General features: G+C 53.2%; 12 protein-coding genes and 4 tRNA genes. 1 reads left to right on the top strand and 15 read right to left on the bottom strand.

Translation table 11 applies throughout. From position 1 onward, the window contains the following. Window positions 1–70 precede the first annotated feature (70 nt). The 15 genes from rpsL to SRBAKS_RS17415 all read right to left on the bottom strand — a co-directional run bounded on the left by rpsL (window position 71) and on the right by SRBAKS_RS17415 (window position 14483). On the bottom strand, window positions 71–442 hold the full coding sequence (gene rpsL, locus SRBAKS_RS17485; RefSeq protein ID WP_229592193.1) for a 30S ribosomal protein S12: 372 nt from the start codon (window positions 440–442) through the stop codon (window positions 71–73). 215 nt (window positions 443–657) lie between these two features. Then, the gene (rpoC, locus tag SRBAKS_RS17480; protein WP_229592191.1) at window positions 658–4812 is read right to left on the bottom strand and encodes a DNA-directed RNA polymerase subunit beta'; all 4155 of its coding nucleotides are present in this window, start codon (window positions 4810–4812) and stop codon (window positions 658–660) included. A gap of 83 nt (window positions 4813–4895) precedes the next feature. Continuing rightward, window positions 4896–9023, bottom strand: coding sequence for a DNA-directed RNA polymerase subunit beta (gene rpoB, locus SRBAKS_RS17475; RefSeq protein WP_229592189.1), 4128 nt, complete (start codon window positions 9021–9023; stop codon window positions 4896–4898). Window positions 9024–9315: 292 nt separating this feature from the next. Then, complete coding sequence (gene rplL / locus SRBAKS_RS17470; RefSeq protein WP_229592187.1) at window positions 9316–9702, bottom strand: 50S ribosomal protein L7/L12; 387 nt, start codon at window positions 9700–9702, stop codon at window positions 9316–9318. A gap of 39 nt (window positions 9703–9741) precedes the next feature. Next, the gene (rplJ, locus tag SRBAKS_RS17465; protein WP_229592185.1) at window positions 9742–10263 is read right to left on the bottom strand and encodes a 50S ribosomal protein L10; all 522 of its coding nucleotides are present in this window, start codon (window positions 10261–10263) and stop codon (window positions 9742–9744) included. A gap of 156 nt (window positions 10264–10419) precedes the next feature. Then, window positions 10420–11127 (bottom strand): 50S ribosomal protein L1, encoded by a 708-nt coding sequence (rplA, locus tag SRBAKS_RS17460; RefSeq protein ID WP_229592183.1) that lies wholly within the window; start codon window positions 11125–11127, stop codon window positions 10420–10422. 13 nt (window positions 11128–11140) lie between these two features. Further along, window positions 11141–11566 (bottom strand): 50S ribosomal protein L11, encoded by a 426-nt coding sequence (gene rplK, locus SRBAKS_RS17455; protein WP_229592181.1) that lies wholly within the window; start codon window positions 11564–11566, stop codon window positions 11141–11143. A 45-nt stretch (window positions 11567–11611) separates the two neighbouring features. Next, window positions 11612–12169 carry a transcription termination/antitermination protein NusG gene (gene nusG / locus SRBAKS_RS17450; RefSeq protein WP_229592179.1) on the bottom strand — a complete coding sequence of 186 codons (558 nt, stop codon included), beginning with the start codon at window positions 12167–12169 and terminating at the stop codon, window positions 11612–11614. Between the two features lie 33 nt (window positions 12170–12202). Beyond that, complete coding sequence (gene secE / locus SRBAKS_RS17445) at window positions 12203–12454, bottom strand: preprotein translocase subunit SecE (RefSeq protein ID WP_229592177.1); 252 nt, start codon at window positions 12452–12454, stop codon at window positions 12203–12205. 77 nt (window positions 12455–12531) lie between these two features. Beyond that, window positions 12532–12608, bottom strand: a tRNA-Trp gene (locus SRBAKS_RS17440). Between the two features lie 12 nt (window positions 12609–12620). Continuing rightward, the gene (gene rpmG / locus SRBAKS_RS17435) at window positions 12621–12770 is read right to left on the bottom strand and encodes a 50S ribosomal protein L33 (protein WP_128326856.1); all 150 of its coding nucleotides are present in this window, start codon (window positions 12768–12770) and stop codon (window positions 12621–12623) included. Window positions 12771–12772: 2 nt separating this feature from the next. Next, window positions 12773–13966, bottom strand: a complete 1194-nt coding sequence (tuf, locus tag SRBAKS_RS17430) for an elongation factor Tu (RefSeq protein WP_229592175.1) — start codon at window positions 13964–13966, stop codon at window positions 12773–12775. Between the two features lie 206 nt (window positions 13967–14172). Next, window positions 14173–14248, bottom strand: a tRNA-Gly gene (locus SRBAKS_RS17425). Window positions 14249–14312: 64 nt separating this feature from the next. After that, window positions 14313–14398 (bottom strand) — tRNA-Tyr (locus SRBAKS_RS17420). A 9-nt stretch (window positions 14399–14407) separates the two neighbouring features. Then, window positions 14408–14483: transfer RNA gene (locus SRBAKS_RS17415), tRNA-Thr, on the bottom strand. Between the two features lie 461 nt (window positions 14484–14944). On the opposite strand from SRBAKS_RS17415, the gene SRBAKS_RS17410 reads away from it, so the two are divergent. Then, entirely contained in the window at window positions 14945–15961 is a 1017-nt protein-coding gene (locus tag SRBAKS_RS17410; RefSeq protein WP_229592173.1) for a tRNA dihydrouridine synthase, read from the top strand. The last annotated feature ends 8 nt before the right edge of the window (window positions 15962–15969 follow it).

Below are 15969 nucleotides of genomic sequence, written 5' to 3'. Positions count from 1 at the left end.
TGGACATTATTTCGGGCAGCCTCCGCCCTACTTTGTCGTCCCTACCCGGGCATTACGAAAAAGCTCTAACCTATTTCGGGCGCTTGGTGCCGTACTTGGAACGACCACGGCGACGATCATCAACACCAGAGGTATCGAGAGTACCGCGAACGATGTGGTAACGGACACCGGGAAGGTCTTTTACACGACCGCCACGGATCAGAACCACGGAGTGTTCCTGCAGGTTATGGCCTTCACCACCGATATAAGCGGTGACTTCCATGCCGTTGGTCAGGCGAACACGAGCAACCTTACGAAGCGCGGAGTTCGGCTTCTTAGGGGTGGTGGTGTAAACCCTGGTGCAAACACCACGACGCTGAGGGCATTCCATCAGGGCCGGGGTCTTCTTCCGTTTGGGCTGCGCCAGGCGGCCTTTACGGATCAGCTGGTTAATGGTGGGCATTCATCCTCCAATCATTAGTTAATAGATTACCCACGCGCAAAAATTGCGCAAAGAGGACCGCAAGTAATCCACAAAGAGCGACGTTGTCAAGTGATTTCGTCGGTCAATGGACACTCAGTTTAGCCTCTGTGGTCCAAAAAGATTGGAGAGGCCATGCCTCTCCAATCTTTTCAATCAGTTATTTACTCTCCGAGGAGAGTTATAATCTTAAGCAACTATTCCTGCGGCATGTCCACCAGCAACGGACTTTCCTCAAGCTCCTCCAGGAACTTGTCAGGACGCTCGGCCTGTTCAGGCACTGCGATTCCGGAGTCGGTGTATTTGCGGAAGCCAGTACCGGCAGGCACCAGGCGACCAACAATGACATTCTCTTTCAAGCCGCGCAGATAGTCGCATTTACCCTTCAGGGATGCTTCAGTCAGGACCTTGGTGGTTTCCTGGAAGGAAGCAGCCGAGATGAAGGAATCAGTGGACAGAGATGCCTGGGTGATACCCAGAACAAGCGTTTCAGCCACGGCGGGAGTACCACCCTCGGCAACGATCTTGCTGTTCTCCTTCATGAACCGGAGTTTGTCGACCTGCTCTCCCATGAGGAAGCTGGTGGAACCCGGATCAAGGATGGAGACCTTCTTCAACATCTGACGCACGATGATTTCAATATGTTTATCGTTGATATTAACACCCTGGAAGCGATACACGTCCTGGATTTCTTCAACGAGGTAACGAGCCAGGTGTTTCTCACCCTTGATACGCAGGATGTCATGCAGTTCCGGAGAACCTTCCGTGAGCAGGTCACCGGCTTCGACGAAGTCAGCTTCCTGAACAGTGATATGCTTACCCTTGGGAATAAGGAATTCCTTGGTATCACCGGTTTCCGGAGTGACAATAACCTTGCGTTTACCCTTGGACTCAGGACCAAAGGTGACAATGCCGTCAATGGAAGAGACAACGCCCATATCCTTGGGCTTGCGGACTTCGAAGAGTTCGGCAACACGCGGGAGACCACCGACGATATCCTTGGTCTTGGAGGATTCACGCGGCTTACGGGCGATAACGTCACCAGCCTGAACCGTGTCTCCGTCCTTGACCATAAGAATGGCACCGACCGGCATGGCGAAGTTGGCATCGATGTCGGTGCCGGGCCGCTTGACCGGAGTTCCGTCCTCACCCATCAGGGTGACAGCAGGACGGTAGTTGGTGGTACGATACTCCATAATCGTAAAGGACGCTCTGGAGGTACGGTCTTCCTGTACGGTCTGGCCTTCAATGATATCCTTGAACTTGATGACACCGTTGGCGTCAACAATGAACGGCTCCATGTACGGATCCCATTCAACCAGAGGTGTACCCTTCTTAACGTCCTGACCTTCATCCACCAGCAGACGAGAACCGGAAGGCAGCACGTATTTCTCGCGCTCACGACCCTGTTCGTCGACAATGCTGACCTGACAGCTCTTACCAAGGACCATCTTGTGACCATCGGAGTTGACAACGGTCCGCATACGAGTCGTGACGACACGACCGTTATGCTGGGACTCGATGTTCGAGGATTCAATTTCCTTGGATGCGGTACCACCGATGTGGAAGGTACGCATAGTCAGCTGGGTTCCAGGCTCACCAATGGACTGAGCGGCGATAATACCGACCGTCTCACCCACGTTGACCAGGTGGCCGCGAGCAAGGTCACGACCATAACACATGGCACATATGCCCTGCTTGGATTTACAACTCAAGCCGGAACGAATGGTGATGGTGTTGACGCCGGACTCATCGAGTTTCTTGGCGTACTTGGAATCAATAATGGTGTTGGCCGGGATAACCAGCTCACCGGTATTTTCATCATAGGTGTCGAACATGGTCACACGACCGAGGACACGTTCTGCCAAGCGCTGCTTGATTTCACCGCCCTTGGTGTAGTGGCCGAGTTCAAGGCCATCCACTGTGCCGCAGTCGATCTCGGATACGGTCACATCCTGAACAACGTCAACGAGACGGCGTGTCAGGTAACCGGAGTTAGCGGTCTTGAGCGCAGTATCGGCCAGACCTTTACGAGCACCGTGAGTGGAGATGAAGTACTGCAGAACCGACAGACCTTCGCGGAAGGATGCGGTAATCGGAGTCTCGATGATTTCACCGGAAGGTTTGGCCATCAGACCACGCATACCAGCAAGCTGACGCATCTGGTCCTGGTTACCACGAGCACCGGAAGTGGCCATCATGTAAATGGGGTTGAAGCTGGAGTTGATCTCAGTCTTGCCGGTCTTGGGATCGGTCAGGACGTCAGTGGACATCTCCTGCATCATTTCGTTGGACACGTCGTTGGTGACCTTGGTCCAAACGTCAACCACCTTATTGTATTTCTCAGTACGGGTAATAATACCGTCCTGGAACTGGTTTTCGATCTCGTCAACTTCGGAGTTGGCGGTAGCGAGCATCTTTGCCTTGGCATCAGGAATCTTGAGGTCCTTGACGCCGATGGTCACACCAGCGCGGGTTGCGAATTCGTAACCCAGATCCTTGATCCTGTCGCAAAGAATGACCGTGGCCTTGGTGCCTGCCAAACGGTAGGCGCCGGTGACCAGGGCTGCGATGTTTTTCTTGTTGAGCACGCAGTTGACCAGCTCGAACGGAACGTTTTTCGGCAGCAGTTCGCTGACGATGATACGTCCGGTGGTCGTCTCGACAATCTCTCCATCAATACGAACCTTGATACGGGCGTGAATGCCGACGGCACCAAAGTCGTAAGCGGAAATGACCTCGCCCTTGTCGGCAAAGATCATGCCCTCACCCTTTTCGAAGGAGCGCGGCGTGGTCAGATAGTACAGACCAAGAACGATATCCTGCGAGGGGTTGATAATGGGCGTACCGTTAGAGGGGCTCAGAATGTTGTTGGAACTCATCATGAGAACACGGCATTCGATCTGCGCCTCTACGGAGAGCGGGACGTGCACAGCCATCTGGTCACCGTCAAAGTCCGCGTTGTAGGCGGAACAAACGAGCGGGTGCAACTGAATGGCCTTACCCTCGACCAGCAGCGGCTCGAAAGCCTGGATGCCAAGTCTGTGCAGGGTCGGTGCACGGTTGAGCATGATCGGGTACTCGCGGACCACGTCTTCCAGGATATCCCAGACGACCAGATCTTCGCGCTCGACCATTTTCTTCGCTGATTTAATGGTGGTGGCAAGCTCACGTTTTTCAAGCTCGGAATAAATAAACGGCTTGAAGAGCTCCAGTGCCATCTTCTTGGGCAAACCGCACTGATGCAGCTTGAGCTTGGGACCGACAACGATAACGGAACGACCGGAGTAGTCAACGCGCTTACCCAGAAGGTTCTGGCGGAAGCGGCCCTGCTTACCCTTGATCATGTCGGACAGGGATTTCAGCGGACGACCGTTGGTGCCGGTAATGGCACGGCCGCGGCGACCGTTGTCGAACAAGGCGTCAACGGCTTCCTGCAACATGCGTTTTTCGTTGCGGATAATGATCTCGGGCGCGCCCAGCTCCAACAATCTTTTCAGACGGTTGTTGCGGTTGATGACACGACGGTAGAGATCGTTGAGGTCGGACGTCGCAAAACGACCGCCATCAAGAGGTACCAGCGGGCGAAGTTCGGGCGGGATGATGGGAATCACTTCCATGATCATCCACTCCGGCTTATTACCGGATTCGAGGAAGGCCTCGACGATCTTCAAACGCTTGGTGATTTTTTTCTTCTTGGTCTGGGACCGGGTGGTCTGTGACTCGTCACGCAGTTCAGCACGCAGGGTCGGCAGATCCAGAGCCTGGAGCATGGTGCGCACGGTTTCAGCACCCATGCCCACTTCCAGAGCGTCTTCGCCAAAGTGGTCGATGACCTGGAAGTACTGGTCCTCACTGACAACCTGGTGCGTCTTGAGGGGAGTTTCTCCCGGATCAAGAACAATGAAGGAATCAAAATAGAGTACCTTCTCCAGATCAGCCATGGTGATGTCCAGAAGCGTACCGATTTTGGACGGCAGCGTCTTCAGGAACCAGATATGTGCAACCGGCGCGGCCAGCTCAATGTGGCCCATGCGCTCACGGCGTACTTTGGAGGCAATAACCTCAACACCGCATTTCTCGCAGACGATGCCGCGATGCTTCATGCGCTTGTACTTGCCGCAGTTGCATTCGTAATCCTTCACCGGGCCGAAGATTTTGGCACAAAAAAGGCCATCACGCTCCGGCTTGAAGGTGCGGTAGTTGATTGTTTCCGGTTTTTTCACCTCACCGAAAGACCATTCACGAATGGTTTCAGGTGCGGCGATGGATATCTGGATAGCCTTCAGGTTACGCCCTTGGGCAGCAGCATTCGGCGCTCCACGTAATGTGAACAGATCGTCCAACGTCATGGATATCCCCTATCGTAAAAAGTTATCTCAAGCTTGGCCGGCCATTCGACCGGCCAAGCATATTACCTTGTAACAGTCCGGCCTTAGTCCACCAGCGGCTTGGGCGCTGCGGGGAAAGCGGGAGCCTGCGATGCAGGACGCTTCCGATCCTCGTAGTGCAGGGTCACATCCAGACCCAGCGACATGAGTTCCTTGACCAGAACGTTGAAGGATTCCGGCAAACCGGCTTCCAGGAAGTTGTCGCCCTTGACGATCTTCTCGTACATCTTCACACGACCCTGCACATCGTCAGATTTGACGGTGAGGAATTCCTGCAGAAGATAGGCGGCGCCGTAGGCCTCAAGGGCCCAGACTTCCATTTCACCAAGACGCTGACCACCAAACTGAGCTTTACCACCCAGAGGCTGCTGCGTGACAAGCGAGTACGGGCCCGTGGAACGGGCGTGAATCTTCTCATCAACGAGGTGATGCAGTTTGAGGATGTACATAATACCCACGGTAACGCGACTATGGAACGGCTCACCGGTACGTCCATCATAAAGAATAAACTTACCGTCTGAAGCGAGACCGGCCTTTTCGAGCCAACCCCAGATGCCATCTTCATTGGCTCCGTCAAAGACCGGAGTCTTGGCGACGATACCATTCTTGAGCTTCTTGAGCGCGTTGACGAACTCTTCATCACTCATTGTGTCAATGAGTTCGTACATGTCGGGCGTATCCAGAATGTCTTTCACGGACTCGCGGATATCCTTGAGTGCGTTACCGGACTCTTCCATCATGGCAGTGACCTGCTGACCGAGCTTACGCCCTGCCATACCCAGGTGCGTTTCCATGATCTGCCCGATATTCATACGGGAGGGAACGCCAAGCGGGTTAAGGACAATGTCCATGGGAGTACCATCGTCAAAGAACGGCATGTCCTCTTCCGGAAGGATACAGGACACAACACCCTTGTTACCGTGACGGCCAGCCATCTTATCGCCCACGGAAAGCTTACGCTTCACGGCGACGTAGACCTTGACCATCTTGATGACGCCCGGAGGCAGATCGTCACCTTCAGTGACTTTCTCGCGCTTGACGTCATATATATTCTTAATAAAAGCGATCTGCTGCTCGTAATCGGCAACAGTCAGCTTGATCTGATCATTGATTTCCTTGTCAAAGACACCGATAAGCTTCTTGACGGGCATGCCGTCAATGGCTTCACGTTCGACGACTTCTCCGGTGGCACCAAGTTTGATCTTCTTGGAGCCGACAAGATCTTTCTTGAGCTTGGCGCCTTCGGCGTAGCTCCAGATCTTATCGCGGACAGCGTCGGTCAAGGCAGCAATATGCTTCATTTCCTTGACGTCGAATGCTGCAAGCTCGTTGTCCTCAATGGATTTGGTGCGGTCATCCTTGTCGCCGGAACGACGGTTGAAGACCTTGACGTCAACGATGGTACCGGAAATTCCCGGCGGCACCTTCAGGGAGGTGTTCTTCACATCGCGCGCCTTATCACCAAAGATGGCACGAAGGAGCTTCTCTTCAGGAGTCAGCTGTGTCTCGCCCTTGGGCGTGATCTTACCGACCATGATATCATCGGGCTTGATACGGGCACCGATACGGATAATACCGCATTCATCCAGGTTCCGAAGCATTTCTTCGGAGACGTTGGAGATATCGCGGGTCACTTCTTCGGGTCCGAGCTTGGTGTCTCGGGCGACCAGTTCGAATTCCTCAATATGAATCGAGGTGAACACGTCTTCCTTGACCATGCGTTCAGAGATGAGGATGGAGTCCTCAAAGTTGAATCCGCACCAGGGCATGAACGCCACGAGCAGGTTCTTACCGAGAGCGAGCTCGCCATGGTCAATGCCGGGACCGTCTGCCAGAACCGCGCCCTTCTGGACACGCTGACCGACCTGCACGCGAGGCGTCTGGCCGAAGCAGGAGTTCTGGTTGGACTTATGCCACTTCTGCAGTTCGTAGTGCTTGGCACCACCGGAAGTGGAATAGATACCATTATCATAGTTGATAATGATGCGCTCGGCATCGACAAAGTGCACGACACCGTCTTCTTCCGCAAGCACGCAAGCGCCAGAGTCGCGAGCGACCGGGCCTTCCATGTCAGTACCGACAAGGGGTTCTTCGGCCTGCAGCAAAGGCACGGCCTGACGCATCATGTTGGAGCCCATCAACGCACGGTTGGCGTCATCGTGCTCCAGGAAGGGAATCAGTGCAGCCGAGATGGAAACCGTCTGGCTGGGGCTGATATCCATACAGGTGATATCTTCGGCTGCGGTCAGCTGAACATCACCGGCAAGACGCGCATTGACACGCGGATTCACGAACACGCCCTTGGCATCCAGGGGAGCATTGGCCTGCGCCACCACTTCCTTGGCTTCCTTGGAAGCGTCCATGTAGTAGATTTCATCAGTGGTCTGCTTGTCCTTGACCATGCGATACGGTGTTTCAATGAAACCGTAATCGTTGACCTTGGCATAGGTGGTCAGCGAGACGATCAGACCGATGTTCGGTCCTTCAGGAGTCTCAATAGGACAAATACGACCGTAGTGAGAGGTGTGCACATCGCGCACCTCAAAACCAGCACGTTCACGAGTCAGGCCACCGGGTCCGAGAGCGGACAGACGGCGTTTGTGCGTGACTTCAGAGAGCGGGTTGGTCTGGTCCATGAACTGGCTGAGCTGGGAAGTTCCGAAGAACTCCTTCAGGACAGCGGCAACCGGTTTGGGGTTGATCAGGTCATGAGGCATCAGGGTGGCGACTTCCTGCAGGGACATGCGCTCCTTGATCGCGCGTTCCATGCGGACGAGGCCGATGCGGTACTGGTTTTCCACCAGCTCACCCACCGGGCGCACACGACGGTTGCCCAAGTGGTCGATATCATCGGCAGGACCGTGGGAATCCTTGAGTCGCATCAGTTCCTTGACCGCAAGAAGGATATCTTCGTTGGTCAAGGTGCGCGTATTCAGGTCCACGTCCTGATTCAGACGAGAGTTAAGTTTGTAGCGACCCACGCTGGACAGATCGTAGTAATCGGAAGACCGGAACAAATTCTCGAAGAAGTTGGACGCGATCTCGGGCGTGGGCGGAGAGCTGGGACGCAGGCGACGATAAATCTCGATCTGCGCTGTTTCCAGGTCTGTGGTCTTGTCAAGAAGCAACGTATTGCGGAGCGCATCGGAAACGTCCATGCCGCGGGTATGCAGCACTTCCAGATCCTTGATCTGATGAAGACGCAGATTTTCGAGAAGATCTGCAGTAACCTCTTCAGCAGCTTCGGCGATAACCTCACCCTGCTTGTCCACAATATCCTTGGCCAGGAAAAGGCCGAGCAGCGAAGCCGGATCGACCTCAATATTCTTGACCTCGTTCCTGACGAGCTTCTTCCAGGCACCCTTGGTGATGTTCTCGCCCTTCTTGACCGTGACCTTGTCACCGATCTTGATATTGGCGAAAGCAAGTTCCTTCCTGTACTGCTCTGCCACGACCTTCCGCTGCACCTTTGTTTTCAAAATGGTGTAGGATTCAATGTCGTAGAAGTAATCGAGAATGTCAGTACGAGACAGTCCCATGGCTTTCAGCAGGATGGTGACCGGCATCTTTCTACGGCGGTCAATGCGCACGTAGAGGATGTCCTTGTGGTCGAAGTCGAAGTCCAGCCAGGAGCCGCGCATGGGAATAATGCGACTTGAATAAAGCACCTTGCGGCTGGAATGGGACTTACCGGAATCATGCTCGAAGATGATACCGGGGGAGCGTTGGAGTTGGTTGACAATGACACGTTCGGTGCCGTTGATGACATATGTTCCCTTTTCCGTCATCAGCGGAAGTGTACCGAAATAAATGTCCTGTTCCTTGATATCGCGAATCGTACGGTTGCCAGTCTCTTCATCCACGTCAAAAACTACGAGACGGACGGTGATACGGATGGGTGTCTCGTAGGTCAGGCCTTTCGAGATGCACTCATCGACGTCGTATTTTGGTTCGCCGATTTCATAAGATACGAAATCAAGGCTTGCGGTCTTGTTGAAATCTTCAATGGGAAACACGGACCGAAACACGCCTTCGAGACCGAAGTCACCACGACTGGCCGGAGGAGTGTCCACCTGGAGGAAACGATTGTACGAATCCACCTGGAGTTCCAGCAGGTGTGGAATCGGAAGCGTGTTGACGATTTTGCCGAATTTTTTTCTCAGTTGACCCATTGTACCCTCATGCATGAGCGGTTGATGGTTGGGGCGCGGGGCCTTGGGGAGCCCTTACCCTCTGTCGGGCGCATCGACCGAAGAAAACGGTCGGTGCGGGAAATAGGGTAGATATGCTGTAGCCGGAACCAAAACCCCGGCAAACCGACGAGGAGCAGACGTATATCTTACAGCGAATTAACCCAGTAATCGAACGATGATTACTCTAGTATATATACATACAGAGCAAAGAGCGCAACGCCCTTATTACAAGGGCGAGCGCTCTTTGCTTTGTTAGCTTAAGTAGCTGAAGTTACTTAACTTCAACTTCGGCGCCGGCTTCCTGAAGCTGCTTGGCGGCTTCATCAGCTTCTTCCTTGGAAACGCCTTCCTTGATAGCCTTGGGAGCTTCATCAACGATAGCCTTGGCTTCTTTCAGGCCCAGGCCGGTGATAGCGCGGACAGCTTTGATGACAGCAATTTTGTTGCCACCTGCGCCGGCCAGAACAACGTTGAATTCGGTCTGCTCATCAGCACCACCAGCGTCACCGCCAGCAGCGGGAGCTGCAACGACAGCTGCGGCAGGAGCAGCAGCCTCGACGCCGAAGACGTCTTCGAGTTCTTTGATGAATTCGGACAGTTCCAGGACGGTCATGGCGCCGATGAACTCGACGACCTGTTCTTTGGTAATATCAGCCATTGTAAATCTCCTTAAAAATTGATTCGCTTTGAACCTAGTTTACGCAGCTTCTTTCTGATCCTTGATCGCAGTCAAGGCATACAGGAATTTGCGTTCGATGTTTGCGAACAGACACACGAAATTACGCGGTACGGCTTGCATTGTGCCGAGTACGGAACTCAGAAGCTCAGGCTTGCTGGGCATCTTGGAGAGTTCTTTTACTGCATCGCTGTCAAGAAATTGGCCTTCGAGAGTGCCGTAACGCATGGAGAACTTTTTGTTCTCCTTGTCGAACTCGGCAAGCGTCTTGGCAAGGGCGACGGGATCGTCGTACCCAAGCGCAACAGCGCAGTTCTCTTTAAGGTGTTCGCTCAATTCACCGTGATCGGTATCCTTGAGAGCCAACCGGGCCAGGGTATTCTTGACGACTTGGTAGTCAACACCGACTTCGTAGCACTTGGCGCGCAACTGGGTCATTTCCTCAACGGAAAGGCCCTTGAAATCGGTGACGACGGCGATGCTAGCGCGCGAAGCTTTTTCGTGCAGCTGCTCGATGATCAGGGCTTTTTCTTGCCTTTTCATCTACCACTCCTCGTCGTTCGGCCCGGAAAGCAGGTCAAAGCGTTGTCTAAGCAGGATATTAAGAGGGTCACAACCCTCACCTACCGTCTCTGACTCAACCTTCCGTGCGATTATCTACAGGACTCCCCAGAGGGAGTCCGGCATTCCAATAATGTTTTAGACGTCCAGGAATTTCCGGACAGTCAGGGGGTCAATTTTGACACCAGGTCCCATGGTGGACGAAACAGCCAGTGCTTTCATGTAGGTACCCTTCGCAGAGGAAGGCTTCATACGCATGACAGTGTCCAGCAGGGCTCTCAGGTTCTCAAGGAGCTTGTCAGCGCCGAAAGAAACCTTGCCGATGGGAGCGTGGAGTACACCGGCCTTGTCGACCTTGAACTCGACCTTACCGGCCTTGAGTTCGGATACGGCGGTGGCCACGTCCATGGTAACGGTTCCGGTCTTGGCGTTAGGCATCAGGCCACGAGGACCGAGCACACGACCAATCTTACCGACCAGAGCCATCATGTCAGGTGTTGCAACGGCTTTGTCAAAATCAAGCCAGCCACCCTGAATTTTTTCGACCAATTCATCGGAACCGTAGAAATCGGCACCGGCTTCCTTGGCCTCATTTTCCTTTTCGCCCTTACAGAAGACTGCGACGCGAACGTCTTTGCCAAGCCCATTGGGCAGGCTGACAGCACCACGAATCATCTGGTCAGAGTACTTGGGATCAACACCGAGGTTGATAGCGACATCAACGGTTTCGTCGAACTTTGCGAATGCATTTTCGACTGCTACCTTGACGCCTTCCTCGACACCGATACGCTCGGCGGCATCACGATCACCGACTGCGTTACGGTATTTTTTTCCATGCTTAGGCATTTGTATTTCCTCACTAACCCTTGACTTCGATACCCATGCTACGAGCGGTGCCCGCAATCTGGAGCATGGCTTTCTCGATATCATTGGCGTTCAAATCGACCATTTTCAGTTCGGCGATCTCCTGGATCTGAGCCTTGGTGACCTTGCCGACTTTTTCCTTGTTGGGTTCACCGGAACCCTTCTCCAGCTTGGCGGCTTTAAGCAGCAGCACTGCAGCAGGAGGAGTCTTGGTGATGAAATCGAAGGAACGGTCTGCATATACGGTGATAACCACCGGAATGATCAGGCCTTTCTGGTCCTGTGTCTTGGCGTTGAACGCCTTACAGAATTCCATGATGTTCACGCCGTGCTGACCCAGAGCCGGACCGACCGGGGGAGAGGGATTTGCACTGCCTGCGGGAATCTGCAGTTTGATCTTTCCTAATTCTTTCTTGGCCATTGTATTCCTCGATGAGAAATTTCGCTGTTCGCGAGTATATCCGGGCTAACCCTTGTCTACCTGAACAAAATCAAGCTCCACCGGAGTCTGACGTCCAAAGATAGAAACGGATACTTTCAGTTTACCCTTGTCATAATTGACTTCTTCCACAACACCGTTGAAGCCGCTGAACGGGCCGTCAATGACCCGAACCTCATCACCACGATCAAAGTTGAATTTGGGACGCGGTTTTTCCTGGCGGCTCTCCATCATGTTGAGGATATTTTCCGCCTCGCTGTCACGCATGGGGGTCGGACGGTTCTTACCACCGACAAACCCTGTCACACGCGGGATGGATTGGATCAGATGCCAGGAGTCATCTGTCAAGATCATCTTGATCATGATGTAACCCGGATAGAACTTGCGGGTTGACGTCTTGCGCTCACCCTTGACCATCTCAACGATCTTCTCGGTGGGCATGACGACCTCTTCAATGAGGCCCTTGTCCTGTCCGGTGCGCATCATCTCGCGGACAGTCAACTCAACACGCTGCTCGAAACCCGAGTAGGTGTGAACGATGTACCATCGTGCGCGAGGCGAAACGTTTTCCATTGTGGCATCCATGTATTATTCCAGCCTTTGCAAGTAGCTTTGGGCCTAGAGGATAGCTTCGACTATTTTAGAAAAAGCGAAGTCCACCACACCCAGGTAGAGAGCAATAACCACAGAGACGACCAACACGGCTACACACGTGGTGATAGTTTCCTTCTTGGTAGGCCAGACCACTTTCTTGATCTCGATAAAGGACTCATCAAAAAACTGTCTGAGCTCTTTGATCTTGCCCATCAGACCTGCAGCCTGAACCTGTGCGTTCTGTTTGTCCGCACTCTTTTTTTTCTTCCTGGCCATATTCTCTTTCCCAAATTATTGAGCGGGTTGCGGGGCCCTGCTTACGCAAGGCCCCGCGTCGCTATCAAAGACTTAGTTGGCAGGGGTAGAGGGATTCGAACCCCCAACATCCGGTTTTGGAGACCGGCGTTCTAGCCGTTGGAACTATACCCCTGCTCTATCGAAACTACTTAGACTCTTTATGGACAGTGTGTTTCTTGTCCCAGGGACAATACTTCTTCACTTCCAGACGTCCGGTAGTATTCTTCTTGTTCTTCTGCGTAGCGTAGTTCTTACGCTTGCACTCAGTGCACTGCAGTTGAATATTGATTCGCATGATTACTCCACGATCTCGGTGACAACACCGGCACCGACGGTACGGCCACCTTCGCGAATAGCGAAGCGCAGACCGACTTCCATGGCGATGGGGTGAATCATCTCGACGTTGAAAGTGGCGTTGTCGCCGGGCATGACCATCTCGACACCGTCGTCCAGAGTGACGACACCGGTGATATCAGTTGTACGGAAGTAGAACTGCGGGCGGTAGCCGGTGAAGAACGGGGTGTGACGTCCACCTTCGTCTTTGGAGAGGACGTAGACCTCAGCCTTGAACTTGGTGTGCGGGTTGATGGAACCGGGCTTTGCAGCAACCTGACCGCGCTCAACTTCTTCGCGCTTGACGCCACGAATCAGCAGACCGACGTTGTCACCAGCCTGGCCCTGGTCGAGCAGCTTGCGGAACATCTCAACACCAGTACAAGTGGTCTTGATGGTGTCCTTGATGCCGACGATTTCGATTTCTTCACCAACCTTGATGACACCGCGCTCAACACGACCGGTGATAACGGTACCACGACCGGAGATGGAGAAAACGTCCTCAACAGGCATGAGGAAAGGCATGTCGATGTCGCGCTCGGGCTCGGGGATGTAGGAGTCACAAGCAGCCAGCAGCTCGAAGATGGGCTTTGCAGCTTCATCATCAGCGGATTCGCATTCGAGAGCCTTCAGAGCGGAACCCTGAATGACCGGAATGTCGTCGCCGGGGAATTCGTATTTGTCGAGAAGTTCGCGAACTTCCATTTCGACCAGCTCGAGGAGCTCTTCGTCATCGACCATGTCGCACTTGTTCATGAAGACGACCATGGCGGGGACACCAACCTGACGAGCGAGCAGGATGTGCTCACGAGTCTGGGGCATGGGACCGTCAGTGGCGGCGCAGACGAGGATAGCGCCGTCCATCTGGGCAGCACCAGTGATCATGTTCTTAATGTAGTCAGCGTGACCGGGGCAGTCTACGTGTGCGTAGTGGCGGTTCTCGGTCTCGTACTCAACGTGAGCGGTAGCAATGGTGATGCCGCGCTCTTTCTCTTCAGGAGCCTTATCGATTTCGTCGAAAGCGATGAACTCACCGTTACCAGCCATGGCGGCCAGCTTGGTGATAGCTGCAGTCAGAGTGGTTTTACCATGGTCAATGTGACCGATGGTACCAATGTTTACGTGAGGCTTGCTACGTTCAAATTTAGCTTTACCCATTTCATTTACCCCCTAAATCAATAAAGTTGTGTAGGTTTCTATTTCTAAATACTTGTTAACAAATCTAACAATAAAAACTCGCCGATGAAGCTCACGCTTCGCATCGGTCAGTGAACTCATCCCCTTATAGGAATTTTCGCATACTGTCGAGCTACGTGAGACAAAATCTCGCTGTATTATAATGTAGATGGATGGAGAGATTTTAGTGGAGCGGGAAACGGGACTCGAACCCGCAACCCTCAGCTTGGAAGGCTGATGCTCTACCAATTGAGCTATTCCCGCTCACTCCTTGTAGTCCATCAGCGGTCTCTTGGACCTGCCTCCTACAGCGTGATTCGAAAAAATATGGTGGTGGGGGGAGGATTTGAACCTCCGAAGGCGTACGCCGACAGATTTACAGTCTGTTCCCTTTGGCCACTCGGGAACCCCACCATTTATATATGGAGCTGGCGATGGGACTTGAACCCGCAACCTGCTGATTACAAATCAGCTGCTCTACCAATTGAGCTACGCCAGCTCTCGGGAACGAAGTCTATAAACGCCAATATTTCAAAAAGCAAGTGGTTTTTCGAACTTTCTTTGCGACCGCTTCTGCGCTCGCCTTCCGCTCGAAGACGGGCAGGTTTAAGTTTTTAACCGGACTTTTGTCAACCCTGTTTTTGAGATTTTTCAAAAATATATTATCACCATAATACTCAACGTTCTCAACTTGCTATCCCACGCTGAGGCACTTGATGGCGTCGACAAAGCGTTTATGCCTGATGAACCCTCTAATACCGGGCTTTCCCGATCTACCGCGCAATCTGAAAAGCTCCCCACCATGACCACACATCCTTGCATACATTCATGCACTCCCTTTCTGCAAAGAGATTTTACCGCTCACATCCAGCCCATCTTATATTAAGTAATAGTCAAACGCTCATTGAACTTTTTAATTCCTTTGACTCTCACCCCGGCAATAATTATGTCCTTCCCATCATGAGCACATTCACCATCACACCCGATTCGCCCTGGCTTGCACCATTGGCCGGATACTCCGATCTCCCTTTCAGACTTCTCTCCAAACAATTTGGATGTGGCGTCTGCTGTTCGGAAATGGTTTCGGTCAAGGGACTGGCATTCAAGAACGCAGGGACGAAACGTCTGCTCGCCACCTGCCCGGAGGACGACCCCATGGTTCTTCAACTTTTTGGAGCCGATGCGGAATATTTCGAACCGGTGATGGATAAACTCCTCGGCATGGGCTACCGCAACTACGACCTGAACGCAGGCTGCCCTGTCCGCAAGGTCCTGAAGTCCGGTTCCGGCGTCAAGCTCATGGACGATCTCGACAAGCTGGTCAACCTCGCTGCCATCATGGTTCGGAAAGCCGCTGAGCATCCTGATGGCGGCCGTGTCGGCGTCAAATTTCGCCTGGGCTTCAACAAGGGCGAAGAGGTCTTTATCGAGCTGGCCAAGCGCCTGGAAGACATCGGCGTCGACTGGGTCACCCTGCACCCCCGCTATGGAAAACAGATGTTTGCCGGACAGGCCAACTGGTCCAAGCTCGCCGAATTGAAGAAGGCCATTTCCATACCAGTGGTCGGCTCCGGCGATCTATTCACAGCCGAAGCAGGTGTTCAATGCATTGACGAGACCGGAATAGATGCCATCATGTTTGCTCGTGGCGCACTCTATGATCCTTCAATTTTCGACCGCTTTGTGGCCCTTCGTTCCGGTACCGAACTCCCTGAACGCGACGGTGCATTTCTGGCGCAGATCGTCCGCGAACACATACGCCTGACACGGCAGTACGAAGGTGACAGCCGGTCATTTCGCAAGATTCGCTCCATCATCCCCCGGTATGCAAAGGGGCTTCGTGGCATCCGTGCACTGCGCGGCTCCCTGCTTCAATGTGAGACTTGGGAAGATCTGGAAGCCACAGCCGCTGTCATCGCCACCCTCGAACCGGCTGACACAGCCCACGATCTGGATGTTGACGAAATTTGCCAATAACGTTTACA

Source organism: Pseudodesulfovibrio sediminis (assembly GCF_020886695.1).
In the GTDB taxonomy this organism is placed as follows: domain Bacteria; phylum Desulfobacterota; class Desulfovibrionia; order Desulfovibrionales; family Desulfovibrionaceae; genus Pseudodesulfovibrio; species Pseudodesulfovibrio sediminis.
This window is presented reverse-complemented; position numbering and strand designations above follow the sequence as displayed.

Bases quoted from the DNA above. Each gene is read 5' to 3' on its own strand.
- tuf (WP_229592175.1), bottom strand. From the start codon at position 13,966: ATGGGTAAAGCTAAATTTGAACGTAGCAAGCCTCACGTAAACATTGGT.
- rplK (WP_229592181.1), bottom strand. From the start codon at position 11,566: ATGGCCAAGAAAGAATTAGGAAAGATCAAACTGCAGATTCCCGCAGGC.
- rpoB (WP_229592189.1), bottom strand. From the start codon at position 9,023: ATGGGTCAACTGAGAAAAAAATTCGGCAAAATCGTCAACACGCTTCCG.
- rpmG (WP_128326856.1), bottom strand. From the start codon at position 12,770: ATGCGAATCAATATTCAACTGCAGTGCACTGAGTGCAAGCGTAAGAAC.
- rplJ (WP_229592185.1), bottom strand. From the start codon at position 10,263: ATGAAAAGGCAAGAAAAAGCCCTGATCATCGAGCAGCTGCACGAAAAA.
- rplA (WP_229592183.1), bottom strand. From the start codon at position 11,127: ATGCCTAAGCATGGAAAAAAATACCGTAACGCAGTCGGTGATCGTGAT.
- secE (WP_229592177.1), bottom strand. From the start codon at position 12,454: ATGGCCAGGAAGAAAAAAAAGAGTGCGGACAAACAGAACGCACAGGTT.
- rpsL (WP_229592193.1), bottom strand. From the start codon at position 442: ATGCCCACCATTAACCAGCTGATCCGTAAAGGCCGCCTGGCGCAGCCC.
- SRBAKS_RS17410 (WP_229592173.1), top strand. From the start codon at position 14,945: ATGAGCACATTCACCATCACACCCGATTCGCCCTGGCTTGCACCATTG.
- rpoC (WP_229592191.1), bottom strand. From the start codon at position 4,812: ATGACGTTGGACGATCTGTTCACATTACGTGGAGCGCCGAATGCTGCT.
- rplL (WP_229592187.1), bottom strand. From the start codon at position 9,702: ATGGCTGATATTACCAAAGAACAGGTCGTCGAGTTCATCGGCGCCATG.
- nusG (WP_229592179.1), bottom strand. From the start codon at position 12,169: ATGGATGCCACAATGGAAAACGTTTCGCCTCGCGCACGATGGTACATC.